The organism is Bacillus sp. FSL M7-0307, from assembly GCF_038627835.1.
Classification (GTDB): Bacteria; Bacillota; Bacilli; order Bacillales; family Bacillaceae; genus Bacillus; species Bacillus altitudinis.
Genome location: NZ_CP152023.1, coordinates 3,513,648 through 3,540,308, shown reverse-complemented (window position 1 = coordinate 3,540,308; position 26,661 = coordinate 3,513,648). Strand labels below are relative to the sequence as shown.

General features: G+C 43.4%; 27 protein-coding genes. 22 read left to right on the top strand and 5 right to left on the bottom strand.

All coding sequences use genetic code 11. The annotated features are described in order from the left end of the window. Window positions 1–11 precede the first annotated feature (11 nt). Window positions 12–341, top strand: coding sequence for a PTS lactose/cellobiose transporter subunit IIA (locus MHI41_RS18135; protein ID WP_035389946.1), 330 nt, complete (start codon window positions 12–14; stop codon window positions 339–341). Between the two features lie 65 nt (window positions 342–406). Further along, window positions 407–1,261, top strand: coding sequence for a polysaccharide deacetylase family protein (locus tag MHI41_RS18130; RefSeq protein ID WP_035389944.1), 855 nt, complete (start codon window positions 407–409; stop codon window positions 1,259–1,261). Window positions 1,262–2,227: 966 nt separating this feature from the next. Here the strand turns inward: MHI41_RS18130 and fosM are convergent. The 4 genes from fosM to MHI41_RS18110 all read right to left on the bottom strand — a co-directional run bounded on the left by fosM (window position 2,228) and on the right by MHI41_RS18110 (window position 5,425). Continuing rightward, entirely contained in the window at window positions 2,228–2,650 is a 423-nt protein-coding gene (gene fosM / locus MHI41_RS18125) for a FosM family fosfomycin resistance protein (protein WP_035389942.1), read from the bottom strand. A gap of 64 nt (window positions 2,651–2,714) precedes the next feature. After that, the gene (gene ribD / locus MHI41_RS18120) at window positions 2,715–3,806 is read right to left on the bottom strand and encodes a bifunctional diaminohydroxyphosphoribosylaminopyrimidine deaminase/5-amino-6-(5-phosphoribosylamino)uracil reductase RibD (RefSeq protein ID WP_017358675.1); all 1,092 of its coding nucleotides are present in this window, start codon (window positions 3,804–3,806) and stop codon (window positions 2,715–2,717) included. Then, window positions 3,793–4,554: a GTP cyclohydrolase II gene (locus MHI41_RS18115; protein WP_008345606.1), complete on the bottom strand. Its 762-nt coding sequence runs from the start codon at window positions 4,552–4,554 to the stop codon at window positions 3,793–3,795. The genes ribD and MHI41_RS18115 overlap by 14 nt, the downstream gene beginning before the upstream one ends. After that, window positions 4,532–5,425: a VOC family protein gene (locus MHI41_RS18110; RefSeq protein ID WP_057078870.1), complete on the bottom strand. Its 894-nt coding sequence runs from the start codon at window positions 5,423–5,425 to the stop codon at window positions 4,532–4,534. The genes MHI41_RS18115 and MHI41_RS18110 overlap by 23 nt, the downstream gene beginning before the upstream one ends. A gap of 179 nt (window positions 5,426–5,604) precedes the next feature. On the opposite strand from MHI41_RS18110, the gene MHI41_RS18105 reads away from it, so the two are divergent. From MHI41_RS18105 to cydC, 15 genes are all read left to right on the top strand, one after another. Then, window positions 5,605–5,937: a helix-turn-helix domain-containing protein gene (locus tag MHI41_RS18105; protein WP_007497926.1), complete on the top strand. Its 333-nt coding sequence runs from the start codon at window positions 5,605–5,607 to the stop codon at window positions 5,935–5,937. 372 nt (window positions 5,938–6,309) lie between these two features. Then, on the top strand, window positions 6,310–6,768 hold the full coding sequence (locus tag MHI41_RS18100; protein ID WP_007497924.1) for an NEAT domain-containing protein: 459 nt from the start codon (window positions 6,310–6,312) through the stop codon (window positions 6,766–6,768). Window positions 6,769–6,788: 20 nt separating this feature from the next. Further along, on the top strand, window positions 6,789–7,445 hold the full coding sequence (isdC, locus tag MHI41_RS18095) for a heme uptake protein IsdC (RefSeq protein WP_024719526.1): 657 nt from the start codon (window positions 6,789–6,791) through the stop codon (window positions 7,443–7,445). A gap of 19 nt (window positions 7,446–7,464) precedes the next feature. Further along, window positions 7,465–9,318 (top strand): NEAT domain-containing protein, encoded by a 1,854-nt coding sequence (locus MHI41_RS18090; RefSeq protein ID WP_342494382.1) that lies wholly within the window; start codon window positions 7,465–7,467, stop codon window positions 9,316–9,318. A 77-nt stretch (window positions 9,319–9,395) separates the two neighbouring features. Further along, the gene (isdE, locus tag MHI41_RS18085) at window positions 9,396–10,283 is read left to right on the top strand and encodes a heme ABC transporter substrate-binding protein IsdE (RefSeq protein WP_113746841.1); all 888 of its coding nucleotides are present in this window, start codon (window positions 9,396–9,398) and stop codon (window positions 10,281–10,283) included. A gap of 33 nt (window positions 10,284–10,316) precedes the next feature. After that, window positions 10,317–11,303, top strand: a complete 987-nt coding sequence (locus MHI41_RS18080; RefSeq protein ID WP_007497915.1) for an iron ABC transporter permease — start codon at window positions 10,317–10,319, stop codon at window positions 11,301–11,303. After that, window positions 11,290–12,060, top strand: a complete 771-nt coding sequence (locus MHI41_RS18075) for an ABC transporter ATP-binding protein (protein WP_342494381.1) — start codon at window positions 11,290–11,292, stop codon at window positions 12,058–12,060. Before MHI41_RS18080 ends, MHI41_RS18075 begins: the two co-directional genes overlap by 14 nt. 26 nt (window positions 12,061–12,086) lie before the next feature. Next, window positions 12,087–12,836: a class B sortase gene (gene srtB / locus MHI41_RS18070; RefSeq protein ID WP_058213457.1), complete on the top strand. Its 750-nt coding sequence runs from the start codon at window positions 12,087–12,089 to the stop codon at window positions 12,834–12,836. An 18-nt stretch (window positions 12,837–12,854) separates the two neighbouring features. After that, entirely contained in the window at window positions 12,855–13,793 is a 939-nt protein-coding gene (locus MHI41_RS18065) for an ABC transporter substrate-binding protein (protein ID WP_342494380.1), read from the top strand. Then, entirely contained in the window at window positions 13,790–14,803 is a 1,014-nt protein-coding gene (locus MHI41_RS18060; RefSeq protein WP_342494379.1) for an iron ABC transporter permease, read from the top strand. The genes MHI41_RS18065 and MHI41_RS18060 overlap by 4 nt, the downstream gene beginning before the upstream one ends. A 1-nt stretch (window position 14,804) precedes the next feature. Continuing rightward, the gene (gene isdG / locus MHI41_RS18055; protein ID WP_035702523.1) at window positions 14,805–15,926 is read left to right on the top strand and encodes a heme oxygenase; all 1,122 of its coding nucleotides are present in this window, start codon (window positions 14,805–14,807) and stop codon (window positions 15,924–15,926) included. Between the two features lie 329 nt (window positions 15,927–16,255). Next, window positions 16,256–17,671, top strand: coding sequence for a cytochrome ubiquinol oxidase subunit I (locus tag MHI41_RS18050; RefSeq protein ID WP_073413150.1), 1,416 nt, complete (start codon window positions 16,256–16,258; stop codon window positions 17,669–17,671). Continuing rightward, a complete protein-coding gene (gene cydB, locus MHI41_RS18045; RefSeq protein WP_017368319.1) occupies window positions 17,658–18,674 on the top strand; it encodes a cytochrome d ubiquinol oxidase subunit II in 1,017 nt (338 codons plus the stop codon). Before MHI41_RS18050 ends, cydB begins: the two co-directional genes overlap by 14 nt. After that, window positions 18,674–20,410 (top strand): thiol reductant ABC exporter subunit CydD, encoded by a 1,737-nt coding sequence (cydD, locus tag MHI41_RS18040; RefSeq protein ID WP_272511243.1) that lies wholly within the window; start codon window positions 18,674–18,676, stop codon window positions 20,408–20,410. Before cydB ends, cydD begins: the two co-directional genes overlap by 1 nt. Further along, window positions 20,400–22,136, top strand: coding sequence for a thiol reductant ABC exporter subunit CydC (gene cydC / locus MHI41_RS18035; RefSeq protein WP_272511242.1), 1,737 nt, complete (start codon window positions 20,400–20,402; stop codon window positions 22,134–22,136). Before cydD ends, cydC begins: the two co-directional genes overlap by 11 nt. 57 nt (window positions 22,137–22,193) lie before the next feature. Here cydC and MHI41_RS18030 read toward each other — a convergent pair whose 3' ends face one another. After that, window positions 22,194–23,225 carry a pectate lyase gene (locus MHI41_RS18030; protein WP_138826679.1) on the bottom strand — a complete coding sequence of 344 codons (1,032 nt, stop codon included), beginning with the start codon at window positions 23,223–23,225 and terminating at the stop codon, window positions 22,194–22,196. 488 nt (window positions 23,226–23,713) lie between these two features. Here MHI41_RS18030 and sigY point away from each other — a divergent pair, with 488 nt between their 5' ends. From sigY to MHI41_RS18005, 5 genes are all read left to right on the top strand, one after another. Further along, on the top strand, window positions 23,714–24,244 hold the full coding sequence (gene sigY / locus MHI41_RS18025) for an RNA polymerase sigma factor SigY (RefSeq protein WP_241511627.1): 531 nt from the start codon (window positions 23,714–23,716) through the stop codon (window positions 24,242–24,244). Further along, a complete protein-coding gene (locus tag MHI41_RS18020) occupies window positions 24,244–24,555 on the top strand; it encodes a YxlC family protein (protein ID WP_008345570.1) in 312 nt (103 codons plus the stop codon). The genes sigY and MHI41_RS18020 overlap by 1 nt, the downstream gene beginning before the upstream one ends. Next, window positions 24,552–24,764 carry a hypothetical protein gene (locus MHI41_RS18015; protein ID WP_017368315.1) on the top strand — a complete coding sequence of 71 codons (213 nt, stop codon included), beginning with the start codon at window positions 24,552–24,554 and terminating at the stop codon, window positions 24,762–24,764. Before MHI41_RS18020 ends, MHI41_RS18015 begins: the two co-directional genes overlap by 4 nt. Window positions 24,765–25,072: 308 nt before the next feature. Then, complete coding sequence (gdhA, locus tag MHI41_RS18010; protein WP_342494378.1) at window positions 25,073–26,443, top strand: NADP-specific glutamate dehydrogenase; 1,371 nt, start codon at window positions 25,073–25,075, stop codon at window positions 26,441–26,443. A gap of 83 nt (window positions 26,444–26,526) precedes the next feature. Beyond that, a complete protein-coding gene (locus tag MHI41_RS18005) occupies window positions 26,527–26,640 on the top strand; it encodes a hypothetical protein (RefSeq protein ID WP_008345567.1) in 114 nt (37 codons plus the stop codon). The last annotated feature ends 21 nt before the right edge of the window (window positions 26,641–26,661 follow it).

The following is a 26,661-nucleotide window of genomic DNA, read 5'->3' as shown; positions in this document are numbered from 1 at the left end:
AGGAGAAGCAGATGACGGTATTAGAGGAAATGCAGGGAGCAGCCTTTCAAATCATTGCCCATGCAGGTGAGGCACGAAGCCATTATGTAGAAGCCATTCGTCTAGCAAGAGCGGATGACTTTGAAGCAGCGCAGCAGTTGATTGAAAAAGGGGAGGAAGCGTTTCGAAGCATCCATGACCTGCACTTGTCACTGATACAAAAAGAGGCGGCAGGGGAACAGCTTCCCTTTTCTTTACTGCTCATACATGCAGAAGACCAAATGCTCACAACAGAGACCATCCATCTGCTTGCCATTGAAATGATCGAAATGTGTAAAAAAATGTATACCCTGTCAAAATAGATATCAGTTATTAACCAATTTCTGTTATAATCATTCGGTAGATAAAGAGAAAGCAGGATTGGTGAATGAAAAAAACATGTATGTGGCTTGCAGTTGGTTTAGTCATGCTGCTCATTTCGGGCTGTATGGGTACGAAACAGCAAACAGAAGGAAACCAGCAAGCCATCAAAGAGGTAAAGGGTCAAGGACAAACGAAAGAAACAACAGAAACGCAGCAAATTGAAGCGGCAGAGATAGACAAACAAAACTGGATTCAGCAAAAGGAACCCGTTGCGCTTCCAATCTTGATGTATCACAGCATTTCTAGTGGTAATTCTTTACGTGTGCCAAAGAGCGAATTTGCAGCTCATATGAAATGGCTGAAAGACAACGGCTATGTCACGCTGTCGCCGAAAGAGGCATATCAAGTTCTCTCGACCAATTCGACACCAAGTGAAAAGTATGTTCTTATCACATTTGACGATGGATACACGGATAACTACACAAAGGCATTTCCGATTTTAAAGGAATATGGAATGAAAGCCACGATTTTTATGATCGAGCAGTCCATCGGCCGTCCGCATCATTTAACCGATGCCCAAATGGATGATATGGTGGCGCATGGTATTTCAATAGAGAGTCACACCATTCATCATTTAGAACTCAATCGTTTAACACAGAAGCAGCAGGAAGAAGAATTAAAAGGATCGAAGGTATTCTTTGACCAGCGGTTTTCTCAACAAACGATCATGGTCAGCTATCCGGTCGGTCGCTATAACGAAGACACGCTGAAGTTGGCGAAGGAAGCAGGATATGAAATGGCTGTAACCACTGAACCAGGACATGCGAAGAAAGAACAAGGTATGATGTCCTTACACCGCCTGCGCATTTCACCGGGACTTTCACCCGAAAGCTTTGGCAGACTGATAGAGGGAAATTGATCAATATTAGATCACAGATGTTTCACATGAAACATTTTACGACACGTTTCGTGGATTAAATACGATTTGTTTGAGATAAATGTATGCAGAAAGAATCAGTTTTTATATACTGATTCTTTTTTATTTAACTAAATAAGGTCTTACAGTTGCCAATAGAAAGTAGGAGGGCTTAGAAGAAAAGTACAGGTTATTATACTTGAAAGTTATTTTGAGTGTTGTTCAGTTTATTTGATTCATTGCATAACAAAAAGCTGTATAATTTATTTGAAATAATGAAAATTCTGCATTTGAAATGAATAAGTAAGATTAAAAAATAAGCTTAACTATGGTAACAAATTGTTACTTATGGTAACATATTGTTGCACAAGTTTTTTGTTCAACTCGGACTAAGTTGAACTAGTTTTCAAACTGAAGCACGAGAGCTTCAAGGTGAATTTCTTGAACGTTCACCATACAACTGAAAAGAAATTTAATTTGGGCACTCGGCTGACTACCGTGTGCTTTTTCTATGTATAAATTTAAAATGTGAGGAATAAACTGAAATAATATGAAAAAATAAAGCAGCCCTCCAAAAAACAGAAACGAGATAGAACCAGCATTACCTTGACTAGGGGTAATGAAGGTGCCGCTTTATTTTTCATTATCATCTTAAGGGTTCATTCAGAACGTTCTCTTATCTAAAATCCATATGATGAACTGGACTAGAGTTCGGATTGAATTTAAGATAAGGAACCAAAGCTTGTACTTACAGGTACAAGCTTTTTTCTTTTTGTTTTTGCGTCTCTCAACGCGTGAACGCACAAGTTTTGTTCTCAAACTGACCCCTCCTTTCTAGGCATAAAAACACCTTTAGTATGGAAGGGGGGAGGACTATCGTTTGCAACACGTTTCTATGTATATTTTACCATCTTTCCTATTTAATGACGAATAGCACCTTGTTGTTTCCTCTCTGTTTTTCTTTGCGTTTCATTCATAAAACTCCATATGTGTTTTCTCTAGTTTGTAATAATCCAATCGATCTTTCAAGGTTCCTGTATGAAATTCAAATTTATGTCCATCAGGGTCTGTGAAATAAATCGACTTCTGATCTCTTTCGTCTCTTGGCCGGCTTGGTAAGATGTTGACGTTCAAATCTTTTAGTTTGTTATGCATTGGATCTACATCCTCCTCATCAATAGAAAAAGCGATGTGTGTGTAAGAGTGATGGATGTCTTGACGAGGAATGTCTTTTTCTACATTGAGGGCAAGCCACAGGCCGTTCAAATCAAAGTAAGCTGTCGTTCTGCCCTTTGTTAACAATTTGGCATTAAAGACCTTTGTGTAAAAATCAATAGATGTCTCTAAATCAGAAACAGAAAATAATAAATGGTTTATTCCTTTGATGTTCAATTTAATCACCTCAAATTCAATGATGAGAAAAAAGCTTGCAGACTCAATCTACAAGCTTTGTTGTTTATTGATAAACAGGATAACCCGTTATCTTTATATCTTTTCCGAGTGGTTCAAGAGTGAGTTGATCGAGTTCAATTGCATCACTCATGAGGCGTATGCCTTCGCCTCCGAAAAAAGAAGGAGAGAGTCGTCCGCCAATGAGCTTGGGCGCCATGTAGATGACGAGTTTATCGACCAGCTGCTGTTCTAAAAATGAGGCATTGATTTGTCCGCCGCCTTCAATCATCAGGGAGGAGATATTTCTTTCTCCGAGCACTTGAAGTACTTCTTGTAAGGGCACCCGGATATCGCTATCCGTCATGATGACGCTGACGCCAGCTGCTTCTAAAGCGGCTCGTTTTTCTTCATCGGCTTGTTTTGTTGTAAAGATCCATGTTGGCGCCATTTGATCTGTGACCACCTTTGCCGTCAGCGGGATAGACAGCTTAGAGTCTAAGACAATTCGAATTGGATGATGACCGTTTGGAATGCGTGCTGTTAATGAAGGATCGTCGTGAATGACGGTTTGCGCACCGACCAAGATGGCATCGTTGATACTGCGAATGTGATGTGCATCATAACGGGACGTCTCTGATGTAATCCACTTGCTGTCAGACGTAGCAGATGCAATTTTTCCGTCTAACGTAATGCCTGCTTTGAGTGTCACGAAAGGCGTTTTTTTCGTAATAAAGTGGTTGAACACTTCATTCATGAGAATGGATTCCTGCTCCATGACGCCTGTGATGACTTGAATGCCTGCATCTTGTAAAATGGCAATCCCACGCCCGGCAACAAGCGGGTTCGGATCCAGTGCAGCAACGACGACTTTTTCTACGCCAGCTTTCACAAGTGCTTCAGCGCATGGGCCTGTGCGGCCATGGTGGGAACAAGGCTCTAGTGTCACATAGATCGTGGCACCTTTTGCCTTGTCTCCAGCCATTTTAAGTGCATGAATTTCTGCATGTGGTTCGCCGGCCTTCATATGCGCCCCGACCCCAACAATTTCATTTTCTCGCACAATCACAGCCCCGACAAGCGGATTGGGAGATGTCTGACCTTTCATTGCTTCGGCATTTTCAAGTGCTAGTTTCATATATCGCTCATGATGTGGCAATCGTACGCACCTCTTGATCCGCCTTCATATGGCCTGAGCGGTTAATTTTTGTCTGCAAGTATTTTTCATTGAACTCAGAGACATCACCCCAAAGTGGAATCCGTCCAGAAAGAGAAAGGCCTGCATGGCTGATAGCATCCGTCTTTTTCGGATTATTGGTAATAAGTCTGACTGGCTTTGTACGCAACGTTTGAAGAACAGCAATCGCTTCTTCATATTGACGTGTATCATCTTCAAAGCCTAGTGCTTCGTTTGCTTCTACTGTATCGTAGCCGTTTTCTTGCAAGATGTAGGCCATGGCTTTACTGAAAAGACCGATCCCGCGTCCTTCATGGTTGGCTAAATAAAACAGTGCGCCTGCTCCATTGTCCTCAATCATCCGCATAGACTGTTTCAATTGGAACCCGCAATCGCAGCGTTTGCTTCCGAAAATATCGCCGGTGTGGCAGATGGAATGCATGCGGATCAGCGCTTCATCAGCATGTTCGAAATCTCCGTAAACAAGGACACTTGATTGCTGGTGATCTGCAAGTTCACGGGAGGAAAGGCTTTCGATTAAAGCTTCATCTGATAATGGTTCTTTCCCATCGTCTTTTAACCATGAATACCAGTTAAACATGACCGTTCTACCGTCTAAATTCACTGGCAGTTTAATAGGTCCAGTGATATATATAAATCCGTCTTCTTGCTGTACTCGTTTGATTTTATCTTTTAAAATGGCTGTTTTAACCTCTGTGTGTTTGTCCATATTCTGCACCTTCTTTTTTGTCTGTTTCTTCAATCTGTAAACGAACGAGAACGCCAAATGGATCAATAAATTCGTTACTTTTTCCTGTCGTGTTCATGTGAACGCCTGCTTTTGTCAGACGTTCGACGACGGACGTTCTATCGCTTTCTTTTGGGAAAACCAGTGTATAGCTTCTAATTCCTGAAAAACGTGGATCAATGGCTCCTTTTCTCCCGCGTCCCCATGCATTAAAGGCAAGGTGATGATGATAGACGCCACCAGCAACGAATAAGCTGGCTGGGGGAGCCATTCGGATATGGAAACCGAGCGTGTTCACATAAAAGGAATCGGCTTCTTCTGGGTTGAGATGGAAATGCAAGTGTCCCATGACTGTACCAGCCGGGAGTCCATCCCAGGTGGAATCAGCGGCTTCTTGCAGGAGACCATCTCCATCAAGCGGAGCATTTCCGCCACCTTTCAGCTCTCCATGCTCACCTACCCATATGTCCTGAGGACGATCAGCATAAATCTCAACGCCGATGCCATCTGGATCACTTAAATAAATGGCTTCACTGAAAAAGTGATCGCTCGCTCCAATTAAAGGATAGCCTTTTTTGATCACATGCGCCAGCCATGTGCCCAGGTTTTTTCTGGTAGGTAATAAAACCGCAAAATGATAAAGTCCTGGCTCATGATCCGGCTTCTCTTTCAGCTGCACATCTTCTTTCAGCACAAGGATTGGTTCCTTTGCGTTGCTGCCAAGCGTGACAGTAGAATCCGTCTGTTCTAATAAAGTAAAACCTAAAATGTCTGTATAAAAAGGCAAAGAACGCTCAAAGCTGGACACATGTAATTCTGTTACACCTAATCTTACCTGCTCTATTGTATTCAAAGCTCGGTCATCTCCTTCATGTTATATGCATCTGCATGTTCAATGGTTTATTGAAAATTGATAAAAATGATCACCTTGTTACTTTTAGTAACTAAACTATATAATAGTTAGTGACTTATTTCAAGTAATTAATTATGTTATAATGAAAAAAAGTAGAGAAAAGCAGGAGGGAGTAAAGTATGGCTCAAGTAGATGGCTGCCCAATTACAGATGCCATGGAGATTTTAGGGAAGAAGTGGGTGATTCTGATCATCAATCAGCTTTTGACAGGGCCAAAACGTTTTTGTCAGCTTGAAAATGAAATGAACATCAGCGGACGGTTATTATCAGAAAGGCTGAAAGATTTAGAAGCTGAAGGCCTTGTTGAGAAAAAAGTTTATCCCGACATTCCCGTGCGGATTGAATATGAACTAACAGAACAAGGAAAGAAAATTGAACCAGTCATACGGGAAATGTATGCTTGGTCTTTAGAGCGAAAAAATAGTGAAAAGGGTGAACATGTCCCTTCTTAATCGATTTCGATCAGTGCTCCTGATCGATTTTTTTTTTGTGATTTTCCAGAAATCTAAGTCAATAGTATGAAAAATGATGTTGACAATAAATTCATTCATCATATAATATCAAGGAGAAGAGGGTTCTTTTCCCTGTAATGGAATGGGGAGGTTATGCCATGGTATCATGAATGGGACAGATTACCTAAACCGTGTATCACTACATCATGTAGCAGCAGACATCTTTGACTTGTCGAAAGCAAAGATTTATTTTTTAAACTCAATTGATAATGATTATCATAATCATTTATGAGTGTGATTCATACGCTGATAAAGGTTATTTTTTTTATTATCTATTGAGAATAATTATCAATATCAATTAGGAGGATATATATGAAATCACTTCGTTCAGCATCACACGTCTTATTATTCTTTAGCTTTGTCCTATTGTTTGCTCTAGCCCCGGTTAGCTCTGCCTCAGCAGCAGGCTTAGCAGATGGTCAATATTCAGCACAATATGTGGTATGGAAAGCAGACAGTGATTCAACGTCAACAGCAAATACGTATTTTGAAAAACCAGCTAAGCTTGTTGTGAAGGATGGAAAAATCAAAGCGCAAGTCACGTTAACGAACAGCTCTTGGATTACAAGCTTTAAAACATTGGATCAAGGTGTTTACAAAGATGCGAAGGTGATCAGTACAAACACAGCTGCCAATAAGAGAACGGTAGAGTTCAATGTCAACAGCCTGACAGATGTTGTACCAGCTAAAGTGAGTGTGACTGTACCGGTCATTGGATATACAGGCAATTACGACATTCGCGTCAAGTTTGATGCAGCAACTGTTCAATAAAAAGGGAGGAAATTCGTTTGATGAAAAAATGGATTAGGATGCCAGCCTTCATGGCTGCATTATTGCTGGCACTTATACTGCCTTTTTCAAATGCACAGGCTGCCTCATTAAATGATGGTACATACTCCGTCAATTACACTGTGATGAAGGCCGAAGGGACTGCCGTTTCGATGGCAAATGATTACTGGCTGAAGCCGGCAAAAGTGATCGTGAAAAATGGCAAGCTGACTGTGCAAATGACCATTAAAAACAGCAGCTGGGTAACGGAATTTAAAGTGCCGGGAAATGGTGGCTATGTCGATACGACGGTTCTATCAACGAATAAGAAAGCCAATACAAGGCTTGTCCAATTCCAAGCACAGAGTTTGTCTAAACCAATCAAGTCTAAAATCCATGTCACAGTCAAATCCGCTGATTATGATCACGACTATACCATCCAGCTGAAATTCGACGAAAGCAGCATCAAGTCACTTTCTTCTGACAGTTCAAAAGAAACAGCAGGTGCAGCAAAACATCAAGAAACATCAAAAGAAACAACCAAAACAACTGATTCATCCACCAAAACAAAACAAGAAGAAAATCCTCAAACTGGTGATACAAGCCAGATGGGATGGCTCCTTGTACTTGTCTTATGTTCAGGCGGGTTTTTAGCGAGAAAGTGGATCATCAAGCATTAACGGAAGGAAGTGTCATCTTTTGAAACGTCTTTTTCATCTACAGACAGCTATTCTGCTCGTTTTATTCAGTTTGTTGACTGCGTTTCAGCTGCCTCAAGGAACGGCTCAGGCGGCATCATTGGTTGATGGTGAATATACGGCCGGATTCACCATTTTAAAAAATGGCAGCACTGAAGCATCCATGATGGATACGTATACAGAAAAGCCAGCTAAGCTCGTCATCGAAAATGGTAAGACGACTGCCTATCTTACGCTGAAGCAAAGCAAAGAAATCACAGATTTCAAGGTCGAACAAAATGGCTCTCTCGTCACCACTGAAACGGTCAGTGAAGATGAGACAGCGAATACGCGTGTGATCAAATTTGATGTAGCCGATGTATCAGCCAAATTAAATGGCTGGGTCAAAATTTACTGGGACTTAGGCGGCTTTATTTATGATGAGGCGTATGACGTACAGCTCGCTTTCGACGAGAGCAGTCTCACACTTGTCACGCCTGCGAAGCCAGACGATAGTGAAACAACACCTGATGATCAAAACGGTACGACGCCAGGCGACAGCGAAACAACACCTGATGATCAAAACGGTACGACGCCAGGCGACAGCGAAACAAAGCCGGATGATCAAAGCGGCACGACGCCAGGCGACAGCGAAACAAAGCCGGATGATCAAAGTGGCACGACGCCAGGCGACAGCGAAACAAAGCCAGATGATCAAAACGGCACAACACCAGTTGATTCGACGCAGAACCAATTAAAAGATGGTGTGTATCGTATCAACTACAGTGTGCTGAAGGGCGATGAGGATGAGGCATCTCGGATGAGCCAATACTTCTCACATCCAGCATCGTTAACCGTTAAAAATGGAACGCAAACCGTTTCCTTTACGGTGAAGGATCATACGTCAGTTGATTCTTTGAAAATAGAGAAAAACGGTTCTTATCAAGAAGTGAAAAACGTGAGCACAGATCAAGCAAAGAACACAAGAGTGGTTTCATTTGAAGTGTCTGATCTGAAAAAAGCAGTTAACGGAAAAGTACACATTGTGGTAGCAGCCGCTCACTATGATCAAACGTACGATATTCGTTTTCAATTTGATTCAAAAAGCATCGTTCCACTGAAGGACGGTCAAATAGAGGAAGAAACACCGGCTACACCAGAAACACCAAAACCAAATAAACCAGTACCAGACACAACGAACGGCGGAACGAATCAAGAGACAGTTCAGCTAAAAGACGGAGTGTACAAGCTTCCTTTTTCAATGAAGAAAGCAGACAAAGATGAGCTTTCTCGCATGAACGATTACGTCGTGAGCCCTGCGACATTGGTGGTGAAAAATGGCCGCCATTTCGTTTCATACACTGTCAAGAACAGCTCAGCCATCACGTCGTTCCAAGTAGGAACCGGCGGTAAATTTGAAGAGACGCTAGTTGCAAAGGCTGATCAAAAAGCAGATACACGAGTGATTCAATATGAAGCAAAAAGTTTGAGTAGTGCTCAGGCAGCACGCGTGAAAATTGACATTCCAGCTGCCAATTATCATGAGCAGTACGATGTCAAACTTGTCTATGATACGAAAGGCATCGCAAGTGGTGAAGGAAGCGGAATTGCGACGGTGATCGGAGACGATGAGAGCATCGGCTTTGTGAAAAATCCGAATGATCACGATTCTCAACCAAACCAGCTTGCGAATCTCGCACCTGAGGAAACGGGCGCAGAGCAGATGACCTTTACACCATCAGATGACCAAACCAAGTCTGAGACAGGTCAGCTGAACCCGAAAACAGGAGATGCTTCACTTCTTTGGGTGTACATTCTTTTATTCGGCGGGTCACTATTCGTGCTCGTCAGAAAGTATCAATCTCGTACAAGATAAAGAATCTATGTTAAGTGAGGTGCGCCATTCATCTCGGCGCATCCACTTCCTTTTTTTCGAAAGGAGGCTTCTGTTTTTTGAAGCATCGAATGTTATGTACCCTGATCACGGCTCTATGTGTGTGCGTCTTCTTAGCAGGCTGCTCACAATCAGCTGAAAGCTCAGCGAAAGGCAAAAAAAGCGCAGCATCAAGTGCCCGCATTGTGGCAACGACTGTAGCTGCTGCTGAGATCATGGATGCGCTAGAGGTAGATCTTGTTGGGGTGCCAACAAGTCAAAAATCCTTGCCGGCTCGATACAAAGGACTCCCAGCAGTCGGTAACCCAATGAGCCCGGACATGGAAATCATCCAATCACTTCAACCGACAGATGTCCTGTCTGTCACGACCCTTCAATATGATTTAGAAACGCCTTTTCAACAAGCTTCTGTCCCTGCGACATACCTCAATCTTGAGAGCCTGGACAAGATGGAGAACGCCATCACAAAGCTTGGAGAAAAATATGATAGAAAGACACAAGCGAAACGCATTGTGGATGATTTTGAACAAAAAAAGAAAGACATACAAGAGAGAACGAAGGGAAAGACGAAGCCATCCGTTCTCATTTTGCTTGGTGTACCAGGCAGTTATTTAGTGGCAACAGAGAATTCCTATATCGGTGATCTTGTGCGTATTGCAGGAGGAAAGAACATCGTAAAAGGTGAGAAAATGGAGTATTTGGCATCCAATACGGAGTATTTACAAAAAGCCAATCCAGATATCATTCTCCGAGCCGCACATGGGATGCCGGATGAAGTCGTCAAAATGTTTGATCAAGAATTTAAAACAAATGATATTTGGAAACATTTTAATGCGGTCAAACAAGACCGGGTGTACGACCTCGAAGAAAGCTTATTCGGGACAACAGGCAACTTAAAGGCAGCAGAGGCATTAGATGAATTGACTCGTATGTTGTACCCGTCATAAGCGGCGAATCTTAATGATAAAAGGACGTTCAAGATGAAAAAAACAGGGATTTTATTTCTGATAGTCAGTCTCTTACTAGCCGGCGTATTTATTTATTCCGCCATTACGGGGAGCATTCATGTTACACCGATTGAATTATTGGAAGGGCTTATGACCGGTCAACATGCACAGGTAGAAATCATTAAAGATTTAAGAATCCCCCGCATGCTCATTGCGATGTTTACAGGGGCGGCTTTATCTGTCTCCGGTGTCCTCTTGCAGTCTGTGATGAGGAATCCATTAGCAGATGCCGGTGTTATTGGTATTTCATCAGGAGCTAGCTTCTTTTCTTTAATGGCAATTACAGCGCTTCCTCAATTTTATTTCTACTCTCCTTTATTTTCAGTTTTAGGCGGGGCAATTGCCTGCTTCCTTGTATACGTGTTGTCTTGGAAAGGCGGCTTAAGCCCGATTCGAATGATTTTGGTGGGGATCGCCATCAATGCCATGTTTACAGGGATGGCAGAAGCGTTTGTGACCATTTGCAGCTATTTCAATATCACCATTAATCAGTCGGGACAGTCGAATCTCACGATGAAAACGTGGGGAGATGTCCGTTTAATCGGTGTCTATGGCGTCATTGGGCTTGTGGTTGCGCTTTTCTTTAGCAGATGGTGTAACTTGCTTGCCCTTCAAGATAAGACGGCGAAAAACTTAGGATTGCGTGTGACCAGAATGCGCCTTTTGATTTCAATCACGGCGGTGTTATTAGCAGCGGTGACTGCTGCGGTAGCGGGCGTGATTGCCTTTGTCGGCTTGCTCATTCCCCATATCTCTAGAAGGCTCGTCGGCTCTGACCACCGGGTACTGATTCCATTTTCTGCGTTAAGCGGGGCCTTGCTCATTTTGACGGCTGATACGCTCGGCAGAACGCTAGTGGCACCAAATGAAATCCCTGCTTCTACAATCATGGCTGTCATTGGCGGACCGTTTCTGATCTTTTTATTAAGAAGGGGGGATCGTCTGCATGGACATTCGTGAGGTGTCGTTTTCCTATGATCGGCAGAGGGACATTGTTCAATCGGTCACCACGCACATCGAAAAGGGGAAAATTACGACCATTATCGGTCCTAATGGCTCGGGCAAATCCACGCTGCTTTCTTTGATGGCACATAACCATTGTCCAAACAAAGGACAGATTCATTTAGATGGACAAGAGCTGAATGCGTTCAAGCCAAGGGAACTCGCGAGAAAGCTGGCAGTCGTACATCAGCAAAATGAAGCGCCGCTCGATTTAACGATCGAACGAGTCGTGGCATTTGGGAGAACGCCCTACCAGACGATGCGCGGCAGTGACAAGGAAGAGGATGAGAAAGCAATTGAGTGGGCACTGTCCTGTACAAAGCTGACGGATAAGCGAAAGGTGCCTCTCGCCTCATTGTCAGGTGGAGAACGACAACGTGTATGGATTGCCATGGCTTTAGCGCAAAAAACACCGATCCTTTTCTTAGATGAACCGACGACTTATTTGGATATGTATTATCAATTTGACATTCTTGAGCTTATTCGAGAGCTCAATGTCGAGCATGGATTAACCATCGTGATGGTCCTGCACGATATGAATCAGGCGATTCGCTATAGTGATGTCATCATCGCCATGAAAGATGGACAAATTATTCGCGAAGGACGGCCAAATGATGTGTTAACAGAAGAGATGGTGCGGCACATTTATCATGTGTCCGTCACAATTAAGCAGGATGCAGAAACAGGGATGTATATCGTGCCTGTAGGCATATAAGTTGTGCAAAAAGCAGGTGAGACAGTGTGAAACGAGGGAAAAGGATCGGGCAGCGAATGCTGACGATCGTCTGTTTAGGTGTTTTTCTATATAGCGGTACTGCCATTGGCTTGGAGCTCTTTGGCTATTATCAAAATCGTCAGGTGCTTGCAAAGGCTCAGACACTTTACACACACGAGGATGGAATGAAACAGCGAAAACCTGGAGAAATCCGTCAGTCATTTGATGATTTGCGAAAGGTGAATCAAGACATTGTCGGTTGGATTGATATGAAGGACACGATGATTCAGTATCCAATTGTTCAGTCAAACGATAATGCATTCTATTTAACTCGTAATTATGTAAAGGATGACACACGGGCAGGCAGTATCTTTATGGATTATCGTAATGACGTCTTGCATGAAAGTCCCAATACAGTGGTGTACGGTCACCGGATGAGGGATGGGTCTATGTTTGCTGGTCTCACAAACTATTTAAAAAAAGATTTCTTCCAAGATCATCGCACATTTCAGTACGACACGCTGTACCAAAGCTATGAAGCAGAGATTTTTGCTGTGTATGAAACGACAGTCGACTTTGATTATATTCAGACTGATTTTCAGGATCTTGGTGAATATGCACACTACTTGCAAGCTGTTCGTAAGAAGTCCATCTATCAAACGAAAACAGACGTATCCACAGATGACTTGATTCTCACATTATCGACCTGTGATCATGTGCTGGCACCTAAAAACAAGCGTCTCGTGGTACAGGCGAAGCTAAAGAAAGTTTACTAGAAAAGGAGAGACAGACGGTTGAAATGTTTACATGTGATTTGGGCAGGACTCGTCGTCGTGCTTCTCCTCGGCGGATGCAGCCAGGCGGCGCCGGCCGAGAATGGGAGCGGGCAAGGTGCGCTCAACATTCAGGATTTTGCCGGCAGAACATTATCGTTTCATGAATCACCTGAACGGATCGTCTCGTTGTCAACTGGCGACATGAGCATCATTTATGCCTTAGGTGGTCAAGTTGTCGGCCGGCCAACTGCCGAATTGCCAGACAATCTACAAAAGGCAAAGTCTGTACAATCAATTGGCACAACCCATCAATTTGATGTCGAGCTGATCACGAGTTTAAAGCCCGATGTGGTGCTTGGAAATGAATCATTAAACAGCAAGGATATCTCTACTATAGAAGGAATTGGTTCACAGCTTTTTTTGACAAGTGCCAACTCAGTGAAGGACATCCAGCGTCAAGTTACTTTATTTGGTGATTTACTTGGAAAGCAACAAAAGGCCAAAGCGCTCAATGCTCAAATCGATCAGCGGATCAAGCAAGTGAAGCAGCCTGAGAAAAAAGTAAAGACGCTCGTTGTATATGGTGCGCCTGGCACATATATGGCGGCACTTCCACAATCTTTAAGCGGTGATCTGCTGCGGATCGCTGGTGGTGCGAATATTGCTGAAAATGAACCAGCACTCGAAAAGTTTCCGCAATATGCACAAATCAATGCAGAAAAGGTAATCGAGGCCGATCCAGATCTCATTTTGCTGATGACACACAGCAATCCTGAAGATGTCAAAGCAGGCTTTATGAGTGAAATGAAGCAAAATGCGGCGTGGCACGATGTATCAGCTGTCAAAAATGGACACGTTGAGATTCTACCAAGTGACCTATTTGGGACAAATCCAGGCGCAGAAGTCATCAGAGCGATCGATGAATTAGAGAAGAAATTGAAGCGATTGTCACCATGAAGATGAATGAAGAACTAGATTTTCAAAAAAGGCAGTCAAGACGAAAATGGCTGTTACCAGGATTGTTTCTCTCTTTATGTGTGGGCGTCTGTCTAGGACTTGCGGTAGGTTCTGTCCAATTATCGCTGACGGATTTAATGGCTGTCTTCACGGGATCAGGTCTGCCTGTTCATGAAAAAATTGTCATGGATTTACGGCTGCCGCGTGTGCTCATTGGTTTTTTCGTTGGGGCCTGTCTCGCAGCATCAGGGGCGATTTTACAAGGAGTTGTCCGAAATCCACTTGCTGATCCTGGGATCATTGGTGTGACCGCGGGCGGCGGGTTAGCTGCTGTACTCAGCATGATTGTTCTTCCACAATTCACGTATTTGCTTCCGGCAGCCGCTTTTCTGGGCGCCTTATTAGCAGCTCTTGTCGTGTATATGCTGTCATTTGATCAAGGGGTTTCACCGCTTAAATTGATCTTGGCAGGTGTTGCCGTCAATGCGTTGCTTGGTGCGGTGATGAATGGGTTTATGGTGCTTTATAGTGAGCGTGTGCAGGCTGTTTTGCCTTTTCTATCAGGCGGATTAAACGGACGGAGCTGGCATCATCTTAGCTTTGTGTCGCCATATGCGCTGGCTGGATTATGTCTTTGTTTTTTCGCCATTAAACCGTCCAATCTCCTTTTGCTTGGCGATGAATCGGCTCAGCTATTGGGCCTTCGAGTAGAGCGGACTCGATTTTTTCTCATTGCGCTGGCCGCTCTTTTAGCTGGAGCGGCTGTCAGTGTCAGTGGTTTAATCGGATTTGTCGGGCTTGTTGTGCCTCATTTTATCCGTCTTTTAATCGGAGATGACTACCGGTATTTGCTACCGATTTCAATGCTTGGAGGGGGCGTGCTTGTGGTCTTTGCCGATACAGCGGCACGGGTCTGGTTTACACCGGTTGAATTGCCTGTAGGGATCTTGCTTGCCTGCATCGGTGCACCTTTCTTCCTCTATTTATTAAAAAAGAAAGGGAGGGGTTAAGTTGGATGTCATTGCAATGGATGACGTGAGTCTCAGTCAAGGCGGCTTTCGGCTGTCTTCCATTTCAGCAGCTGTTCCTAAAGGGAGTGTGACCGGAATCATTGGCCCGAATGGGTCAGGTAAGTCGACTTTTATCAAAGCGGCCGCACGACTGACCTCAATCGAAAGCGGCATGATTTACATTCACGACATCCCGCAAAAAGAGATGACGGCACAGGAGATCGCCAAGGAGGTGGCAGTTCTCATGCAAACAAGAACCGCCATTCCATCGATGACAGTACGTGAGCTGGTCGCACTTGGACGCAGTCCGCATCGTTCCATCTGGAAAAAAAGCACCACGTCAGATCATGAAGCGATTGAGTGGGCGCTTGAGGTGACGAATAGCCGCATGAATGAAAACAGAATGCTCCATACATTATCAGGCGGAGAAAGACAAAAGGCATATATTGCAATGGCACTGGCTCAGAAGACAGAAACCATCATTCTCGATGAGCCAACCACTTATTTAGACATTGCACATCAGCTTGAATTACTGGAGCTGCTCAAACAGCTGAATCAAACACATGGCATCACCATTTTAATGGTTCTCCATGATTTGCAGCAGGCCGCAAAATATTGTGACCGTCTCATTGCTATGAAGCGAGGTCAGGTGCATCAAATTGGCTCACCAAAAGAAGTGTTAACAGAAGACTTTTTCAAGGAGGTTTTTGGGATTCAGGCAGAGGTTCACTTAGACGGACCGCATCCGCTCATTATCCCCATTGCCTCCATTCAACAACAAAAGGGAGATGAACCAAACATGATTATTGTAAACAACCAAGTAAGAGTAGAAAAAGGCAGTGCCGACCACCTTGTTAAACGGTTTAACAAGCAGGGACAAGTAGAATTTATGGAAGGCTTTTTAGGTATGGAAGTATGGGTCACTCAGCAGACAACTGATTACGATGAAGTGACCATTCACACCCGCTGGAATCGAAAAGAAGACTTTGTGAATTGGACAAAATCCCAGGCATTTGGTGATGCGCACGCTCATGGAAAGGCGAAACCTGAAGGCCTGTTAAAAAACAAAATTACGTACTATGAAGTGCAAGTGACAAGACCCGCTTTACAGAAAAAAGCCTAAATATTCAAAAGCGCTGCAGCGAAGAAGCAGCGCTATTTTTTTTGTGATTGTCTCTTTCCGTCACATATTTTTGACAAAGTATTCAAACAACTGACACAATCCCATCCAAATTTTAGGTAAAATTTACTTTATTTTTGAAGCGCATGGGTGTAAAGTACAGGTATAAATAACTAACCGAATGAAAATCAAGAGTAAAATTTCACCGAGTTAACCATATCAAATGGACTTTTACTTGTGAATCATTGAACAAATAGTGAATTTTTTGTGAAATGGTGAGCATAAATATCTCGAATCATTCGGCATGCGAAAGTAAGGGAGGATGTAAGGCTGTGAGTGAGCTGTTTTTAGCAAGATTTCAATTTGCCTCAACGACATTATTTCATTTTATTTTTGTTCCTATGTCTATAGGTTTGGTATTTATCGTTGCATTGATGCAAACCCTTTATGTCGTCAAGAAAAAAGAGATTTATAAAAAGATGGCGAAATTTTGGGGTCACCTTTTCTTAATTAACTTTGCAGTAGGTGTGGTGACAGGGATTCTGCAAGAATTCCAGTTTGGGATGAACTGGTCTGATTATTCAAGGTTTGTCGGTGATGTCTTTGGTGCACCGCTTGCCATTGAAGCGCTATTGGCCTTTTTCCTTGAATCTACATTTATTGGACTTTGGATATTCGGCTGGGATCGTCTGCCGAAAAAAATTCATTTGTTATGTATTTGGCTTGTTTCTCTTGGTACGATCTTTTCGGCGTTTTGGATTTTACTCGCCAACTCATTTATGCAGGAGCCAGTTGGATTTGTGATTAAAAATGGCCGTGCAGAAATGAATGACTTTGGGGCGCTCGTGACAAATCCGCAACTTTGGGTAGAGTTCCCGCACGTTCTGTTTGGTGCATTGGCAACCGGTGCTTTCTTTATCGCAGGAGTTAGTGCCTTTAAAATGATCAAAAAACAAGAAGTCGCCTTTTTCAAAAAATCTTTCCAGATTGCCATGGTGCTTGCTTTCATTTCTGGCTTAGGTGTGGCGTTTTCTGGACATGATCAAGCGAAACACTTAATGGAATCACAACCGATGAAGATGGCAGCAAGTGAAGCCCTTTGGAAGGATAGTGGAGATCCAGCGGCTTGGACACTATTTGCCAACATTGACACAGATAAAAAAGAAAACTCTGCGGAGATCAATATTCCGTTTGCTTTAAGTTACTTGGCCTATTCGAAGTTTAGTGGAGATGTGCCAGGCATGCTGACCCTTCAAAAAGAATATGAAGCCAAGTTTGGTCCTGGAGATTACATTCCTCCAGTCAAAACAACCTTCTGGAGCTTTAGAATCATGGTGGGTGCCGGCATGTTGATGATTTTTGCTAGTATGATTGGTTTGTATTTGAGCTTTAGAAAAAAACTAGAATCAAACAAATGGTATTTACGCTTCATGGTATGGATGATTGCGTTCCCGTTTATTGCAAACTCAGCTGGTTGGATCATGACGGAAATTGGGCGTCAGCCGTGGACAGTCTTTGGTATGATGACAACCGCACAATCCATTTCACCAAACGTATCTTACGGCATGTTGCTATTCTCAGTCATTAGCTTTACGACCATTTATCTGATTCTTGCCATCGTGCTTGCCTACTTATTCATTCGAGAAATTAAAAAAGGTGCACATTCTGAAGAGAATACAGATCAAAAGGATGAAACGGACCTGTCTACAGATCCATTTGATGGAGGCGCATATCATGGCATATCTTAACGAGATTTGGTTTATTCTTGTCGCAGTATTGTTTGTTGGATTTTTCTTCTTAGAAGGATTTGATTTTGGTGTTGGGATGTCCATGCAGCTGCTTGGAAAAGATGCACATGAGCGACGCATTTTAATCAATACGATTGGCCCTTTCTGGGATGCAAATGAGGTCTGGCTGATTACAGCTGGCGGCGCTATTTTTGCCGCTTTTCCTCACTGGTACGCTACGATGTTCAGCGGATACTATATTCCGTTTACGGTTCTCCTACTAGCGCTCATTGGGCGGGGGGTCGCCTTTGAATTTAGAGGGAAGGTCGAGAAGGCTTCATGGATCAAAACGTGGGACTGGGTGATCTTCTTTGGCAGCCTGCTTCCACCATTTTTACTCGGAGTGCTCTTCACAAGTATTTTACGAGGAATGCCCATTGATCAAAGCATGAATATGTACGCTGGATTTACAGATTTTGTGAATCTTTATTCAGTGATCGGCGGGGTAGCCGTGACGGTTCTTTGCCTTCTGCATGGATTGATTTTCGTCACACTCCGCACTGAGGGTGATTTAAGAAATCGTGCAAGAAAGCTCGGCCAGCGTGTTTTATTGATTGCACTGCCGGTTCTTGTTGTATTTGTTGGTGTGTCTATTCTTGAAACAGACATTTATACCGTGCGTCCGATCATTACGATCCCTTTAACTGTACTCATTGTGGTTTGTTATGTAGCGGCTCTATTCTTTATGAGAAAAGAGCGTGATGGATGGACATTTTTATTCACAGGTGCAGGTATTATGGTGACGGTGACCATGCTTTTCACAGCATTATTCCCGCGTGTCATGATTAGTTCGATCAACCATGCATTCGACCTCACCATTCAAAACGCTGCATCAGGTTCTTATTCACTGACGGTCATGACGATTGTTGCCATTTCTTTGCTGCCTTTTGTGCTTGGGTATCAAATCTGGAGCTACTATGTCTTCCGTAAACGTGTAAGCGGTAAGGAGCCAATGACCTACTAATGGATAAACGTTTGCTTCAACTAAAAGGAATGAGGGGGCTTCTTGCCCTCTTAGGTATTGTGTCAATCATCCAAGGAGCAAGTATTATTTTTCAAGCACAGTGGCTGGCACATGCCATAACAACGCTGTTTGACGGGAAGAGCCTCATGCAGGCAACGCCTTATGTCTTGCTGTTTCTTGCTGCCTTTCTGGTGCGGCACGGTCTCACCTTGATGCGGGAGAAGGTCATGTTCACCTATTCTTCCGGAATTGGAGCAGACGTCAGAAAGCAGCTGTTAGACCAACTTTTTCGTTTAGGGCCAGCTTTCACGAAGAAAAAAGGAACAGGAAAGCTTGTGACATTGGCGATGGAGGGCATTGCCCAATATCGTCAGTATTTACAGCTGTTTTTGCCGAAAATGGTGAACATGGCAGTTATTCCGGTGATGGTGTTTGTCTATGTTTGGACATTAGATGAAACATCTGCTGTCATTCTGATTGTCACGCTGCCGATTTTAATTGTTTTTATGATTTTGCTAGGACTTGTCGCTCAGCGTAAAGCGGCCAAACAATGGAGATCGTATGAGAAATTATCCAATCATTTTACTGATTCTCTCCGTGGCCTTGAAACGCTTCGCTACTTAGGGATTAGCAAAAAGCATTCTCGCAATATTGCAGAGGTCTCAAAGCGTTATCGAAAGGCGACGATGAGCACACTGAAAGTCGCCTTTCTTTCATCTTTTGCTCTCGATTTCTTTTCTATGCTGTCCATTGCGACTGTCGCTGTATTTCTCGGCTTGCGCTTAATTGAAGGAGATCTTTTGTTATTGCCGGCTTTGACCGCACTGATGCTCGCGCCAGAATATTTTTTGCCAGTACGTGAAGTAGGTAATGATTATCATGCGACGTTAAACGGAAAAGAAGCGAATGAGGCCATTCAAGTGATTTTAGAGGAAAAGGGCTTCCGAGATCAGGAGACACAATCCGTGCAGCTGAACGAGTGGAATGAGCAATCTGAGCTCACTCTGCAAGATGTCAGTGTGTTGCATGATGAACATGCTCCTTATTCGATTCAGGATGTGGACCTCACTGTGAAAGGAAAGAAAAAGATTGGGATCATCGGTGCCAGTGGTTCGGGGAAATCGACGTTAACGGATGTCCTCGGCGGTTTTGTTGAACCGTCTGCAGGTGAAATCATCCTAAACGGAAAGCCGCTTGCTCATTTACAGCTGGCGGCATGGCAAAAAGAAGTTGTTTATATGCCGCAGCATCCTTATTTATTTCACATGACACTGAGAGAAAACATTCGTTTTTATGAACCGAATGCAACAGATGAAGACGTTGAAAGAGCGGTGCAAGAGGCAGGTTTGTCTCAGCTCGTAGCTGATCTCCCCAATGGACTGGATGAGGTCATTGGCGAACAGGGCAGAGGGCTGAGCGGCGGACAAGCGCAGCGGATTGCACTCGCTCGCACAGTGCTCGGCCAGCGATCCATTATGCTGTTAGATGAACCAACGGCTCATCTGGATATTGAGACAGAGTATGAATTGAAGAAAACAATGCTTCCATTGTTTGAAGATAAACTTGTGTTTTTAGCCACACACAGACTTCATTGGATGACGGATATGGATGAAATCATTGTGATGGATCATGGGACGATTGCAGAGATGGGGACTCATGAATCATTAATGAAAAGAAAAGGTGTGTACTATCAATTGGTACAGGAACAAATGGGGGCGGTCACACATGGTCAGTAAAGGCTGGTTTATACCTTATATCAAGGAGAATCAAAAGCTGTTTGCCTTGGTGCTTTTTTTAGGGGCGATTGCGGTGTTTTCTGCTTCTATGCTCATGTATACGTCAGGGTTCCTCATTTCAAAAGCTGCCACAAGACCTGAGAATATCTTGATGGTCTATGTCCCAATCGTGGCAGTACGTACCTTTGGTATTTCACGCTCAGCTGCTCGTTATGCAGAAAGACTGGCGAGTCATCAGCTCATTTTGACGATGATTGAAAAAATGCGGGTACGTCTTTATGATATGGCTGAACGAAGTGCCAAACAGACTAAGTTGGGAACAGGTGAAATGCTTGGACTGTTGTCAGAAGATGTGGAGAGATTACAGGATGCGTATCTAAAAACAATCTTTCCATCTATCGGTGCGCTGCTTTTATATGCCGCTTCGATTGGAGCACTTGGGCTTTTTTCATGGCCATTTGCCGGGTTGATGCTGCTTTATATGGCGCTGCTCGTATTTGTATTCCCATACATCACAGTACTTGTGAACCGGGCGAGACAAATTCAAATGAAGAAAGGCAGAAATGAACTGTACAGCCATTTAACAGATGCCGTCATGGGCGTGAGTGACTGGTTGTTTAGCGGCAGACAGAACGATTTTGTTGAAGGCTATGAACGAAAAGAAGCAAAGCTATTAGCACTCGAAGCGGCAAAGCATCGGTTTATCCGTCTGCGCCAATTTTTAGCACAGCTAGTCATTGGAGGAGCAGTCGTCCTTTTCGTGTATTGGAGCGGCTCGGTCGTTCAGGCTGGTTCTATGCCGCACACGCTGATCGCAGCTTTTGTGCTTGTGCTGTTTCCATTAACAGAAGCCTTTCTTCCGCTGTCAGATGCAGCAGGCGACATTCCTGTTTATCAGCATGCCGTCAGCAGATTAAATCATTATGAAAAGCAATCGTATGAAGGATTAGTGGAGAGGGAGGCAGCAGACGAGACACCCGTCTCTTATGGCGCTGAAGCGGTCTGTTTTGATCAAGTCACCTTCGGATATGAAGTAGATCAACATGTATTAAAGCATTTTTCGTTTTCCCTGAAGCAAGGTGAATCGCTCGCTCTCTTAGGAAAGAGCGGTGCAGGCAAATCGACCATTTTAAAATTGTTAGAAGGGGCAGTCGTGCCAAATCAAGGGGTCGTCAGCATTCAGGGAAAACCGGTACAAAGCATTCAAGAGGAGATTTCCTCTTATGTTTCTGTGCTCAATCAACAGCCCTATTTATTCGATACGTCTGTTTTAAACAACATTCGTTTAGGCTCACCAGAAGCGACAGAAGAGCAAGTAAAAGAAGCCGCGCGGCAAGTGCAGCTGCACGATTACATTGAGTCTTTGCCAGAAGGTTATCACACAGGTGTACAAGAGACAGGGGTTCGTTTCTCTGGTGGAGAAAGGCAGCGTATGGCTCTAGCTCGGATTTTGCTGCAAAACACACCGATTGTTGTATTAGATGAGCCAACCGTCGGGCTTGATCCACGCACAGAGCGTGAATTGCTTGAAACGATCTTCCGCGTGTTAAAAGGAAAAACAGTCATTTGGATCACCCATCATCTCACTGGCTGTGAGGCATGCGATCGTATGATGTTTATTGAAGGTGGACGCATTGAGATGCAGGGGCAGCATCATGATTTGCTGAAAGAAAACCTGCGTTATCAAAACCTGTATGAAATGGATCGTCCATTTTCGGTCGTGTAAAAAATGGATGACAAGAACGTTCGGACAGAACATTTCTGCCCGAACGTTTTTTTGAGATTAAGGATTTACTTTTCCTACACCCGCATTAGATACAACTTCTGATTTCACATTGTTCACGTTAAGCAAAGAGTAGTTATAAGGAGGGTTGTACGTACCTGTTGAAGACGTTGGCAGGCTACCTGTGCTGTTAATATAAGAGTTGTTGATGACATGCCAAGTACCAACTTTACTGCTGTCCCAGCTGCCGATGGCATTTTTCGTGTTTTCAAATACGTTGTGTTCAATTCTCATTTTCGCGCCCATACGTGAATTAATCGCTGTTGTTAGGATGTTTTTGTAATAGTTGTTATACACATGGCCTTCCCCGAAGCGCATAGACGGTACACGAGAGTTCAAGTTTTCAAAACGGTTGTTGTGGAATGTGATTTTTCTGTTGTAGTTATCGTTATCGGAGCTGCCCATCAGCATTGTTTTCCAGCTGTCATGGACATAGTTCCATGAGAACGTAATGTAATCGGAGTCATTTTTCACATCGAATAACCCATCATAGTCATCTTTCCCAGAGTTCAAAGTGTTGTAGAGTTCATTATGGTCGACCCATACGTTTTTAGAGCCGCCTTCGATTCCGATGGCATCTTTATCACCGATTTTGCTGTGATGGATTTTGAGGTTGCGGATGATGACGTTATTGGCGCGCCATACTTTAATACCAATCCCGTTAAATTCGCCGTTTGTCCCTTTACCGACGATGGAGACATTGTTTGTATCTTTCACATCAATTTTATTGGCTGAAGTATTAGAAGGAGTAATCGTTCCGTCTACCACGATTTTCAATTTTTCATTTGTTCCTTTGCTTTTGAGGGCAGCTAATAGTTCATTTCCGGTTTTCACTGTCACCGTTTTACCGCCTTCACCGCCTGTTGTACCGCCATTTAATGTGGAGAATCCTTGCTGATTAAAATTGGCCATAATCGAAGGGCTTTCTGGATATTTCGTTGCTGCTTTTGCCTCTCCATTTGGCGCAAATAATGAAGTCACGAGACCAACCGCTAACACACCAGCTAACATTGGAACTTTTTTCTTCAACATGAACATCTCCATTCTATATTTTGTTTTAATGTAAACGTTTCCAAAATAAGCTGCGATTCAACCGCTCCTCCTTCCTTCGCCAGCATCGCCTCTTTCGGAATGTAGGAAGAGCATAGCACGCAAAAAGGTATCATCGGCTAAGAATTGGAACGAAGTATTCCACGATTTTCAAGGAAACTAAGGCAATGATTATTTCAATTTATCTAAATGAGACAAGGATCATTGACGATAGGTATTGGGGTAACCTAGTGATTATGAAAAGGACGTTCCCCATTTGAAGGAAAATCAAGATGATTACAAAAGCGTCATTTTGTTAGAGACAAAGAAATGTCATAATCATTACATAAGAAAAAATGGATATCAAATAGATCCATGCGCTGAACAGCAGGTAGAAAAGGCTCCAATTTAAAAAAAGAAGGTCTATTTTAAACGATGCGATCACCGGTGTCGTCTAATCAATAAGAGAAAGAAAGGAAGGAGGGACGTGTTTGGAGCAGACCGAGGAGACTTTATGGATCAAGCGGGCAAAACAGGGGGATGATGCTGCATTTACCGCCCTTTATCGGCATCATTATTCGTTTCTTTACCGTTATTTGATGAAATTGACCCTTCAACAAGAGCTGACAGAGGAGATCATGCAAGAAACGATGCTCAAAGCGTACATGAAACTTTCTTCTTTTAGAGGAGATTCATTATTTTCAACATGGCTTATGTCCATTGCATCTAGACAATTTTTAGATCATCAAAAGAAAAGAAAACGTGAACAAACGAGAGAAGGGAAGGCGAATCAAGAAGCCATCCGCCGGTTCAAATGGGATGTTCAGCAAAAAGGCCATACTTGGCATGACATGTGGGATGCTTTAAATGAGTTAAAGGCTCAGGAGAGAGCACCGATCCTTCTCCATTATTATTATGGCTTTACTTACCCTGAAATCGCTTCGATACTCGGGGTGAGAGAAGGTACGGTGAAATCGAGGGTTCATCATGGGATCAAGAAAATTCGAAAGGAGTGGGACTGATGAAAGAAGACCGTTTCGCCGATCGTTTAAAAGAGGAGCTGCAGGAGCTCGATGAACAAATCGAAGTAGAAAAGCCGAGTGAACAAGCTTTGATGTTGATGCTAAAGCAGGCAAAGGAAAAAGAGAAAAAACGTTTTAAACAAGAAGTGCTGGCGTACATCATCGTCAGTCTGACCATCATGACACTTTTTGCAGCTGCCATTACTCATTTGCCCATCATCTTCATTCTTCTCCAAGTGGTGAGCGTGCCGCTCTGTGTGGTTGTCGGCATCAAGGAATATCAACAGATTAAAGGAGGGTCCTCCTTATGAGTCAGACAGATATGATCATCTTATTGTGCGTATTGCCGTTACTGTTTGCACAAGGATTTCTCTTATTTATGGATGCTAAGAAAAGAGGGCGTTATAAATGGTTCTGGGGCATCATTGGGTTAATCAACTTCCCATCTTCTTCTATTTTATATTGGCTGTGTGTTGTCTTACCTGATCGGAAAAGAGGAGAAAAGCTCAGAAAAGATTGAAAGACGTTGTAAAACTTTTGACCTTTTTTTTGAATGATCATCATCTAGAAAAAGTGAAAGTTTCATGAATGTGTCAAAGAAAGCGGGATGTTGAACGTCCAGTTCGTCATTTCTAGCACGATAGTCATTCTTTGAGCGGGTCATCTTCATGATGAAAGGTGATCCTGCTTGATCTATCTCATTTCGGCATCGTTTTCATCTGTTATCAATATTGATCAGTTTTTACAAATGGTGTTAAATTAATCTCAATATGCGTGAGAAAATCTAACAACCAAAGAGTGAGATATTGACAAGGAGGCAGATGAGACATGTTGACCTTAGATCGAGCAGCACAAACAGCACAAAGCTACATCCACCGTGTGCTAGAGGATGTAGAAAAACGAAATCCAGGCGAGGCGGAATTCCAGCAAGCCGTGAAAGAAATTCTGGAATCCCTCGTCCCGGTTTTTGCAAAACACCCAGAGTATGAAGAACAGGGGATCTTAGAACGCTTAATTGAGCCTGAGCGGCTTGTGATGTTTCGTGTACCGTGGGTAGACGATGAAGGCAAAGTACAGGTGAACAGAGGATTCAGGGTTCAATTTAATAGTGCCATCGGTCCTTATAAGGGGGGCATTCGTTTCCACCCATCGGTCAATGCAAGCATCATCAAGTTTTTAGGATTTGAACAAATCTTTAAAAACGCACTGACAGGTTTGCCGATCGGCGGAGGAAAAGGTGGATCAGATTTTGACCCTAAAGGGAAATCTGATGGAGAAATCATGCGTTTTGTTCAAAGTTTTATGAGTGAACTCAGTCGTTATATTGGACCTGATCAAGATGTACCGGCAGGAGATATTGGGGTAGGCGCACGCGAAATCGGTTATATGTTTGGCCAGTACAAAAAAATGCGTGGTGCGTATGAAGCAGGTGTCCTGACAGGAAAGAGCCCTGGCTTCGGAGGCAGTTTAGCAAGAAAAGAAGCGACCGGCTATGGACTGGTGTACTTTATGGAAGAAATGTTAAAAGCCCACGGAATGCAATTTGAAGGACGATCTGTTGTTGTGTCTGGGTCAGGAAATGTATCGATTTATGCGATGGAAAAAGTATTGGAATTAGGCGGAAAGGTTGTGGCTTGTAGTGATTCAAGCGGAGCCATTTACGACCCTCAAGGCATTTCACTTGAGACAGTGAAGCAGCTGAAGGAAGTCGATAACCAGAGAATTAGTGCCTACATAGACATTCACCCGCATGCTGAATTGATTGAAGATTGCGAACAAATTTGGTCTCTCCCTTGTGATATTGCGCTGCCATGTGCGACCCAAAATGAAATTTCAGAGTCGCAAGCACAGCAACTAGTGGCAAACGGTGTCATCGCTGTAGGAGAAGGGGCCAATATGCCGTCCACGCTTGAGGCCGTCAAAGTATTTGAACAACATGATATTTTGTTTGCACCAGCAAAAGCAGCAAATGCTGGGGGAGTGGGTGTTTCGGCGTTAGAAATGGCGCAAAACAGTGCGAGAATGTCTTGGACTTTTGAAGAAGTAGATGGTCAGTTGAAACAAATGATGCAGTCGATTTATCGTCAGTGTACCGAGACAGCTGAAGAATACGGACACTCTGGAAACTTAATGGTAGGCGCAAATATTGCAGGATTTCGCAAAGTGGCAGATGCCATGATCGCACAAGGCGTCATTTAACTCCTGCTCTCCCGCACCTGTTTATTTCATAACAAGATCGGGAATCGTCTTGTAAGAATGACAATAAGGAGGCGCGGGAGAAAATGAAAAAGTGGCTGAAACAAATTGTCAAATGGGCACCAGTGATTTATCCAGTGGTGAGGAAAATATACAAAGAACGAAAAGCATCCAAAAGTCGTAACGTATCAGCCGGGTAATCCGGCTTTTTTTTATGAAAT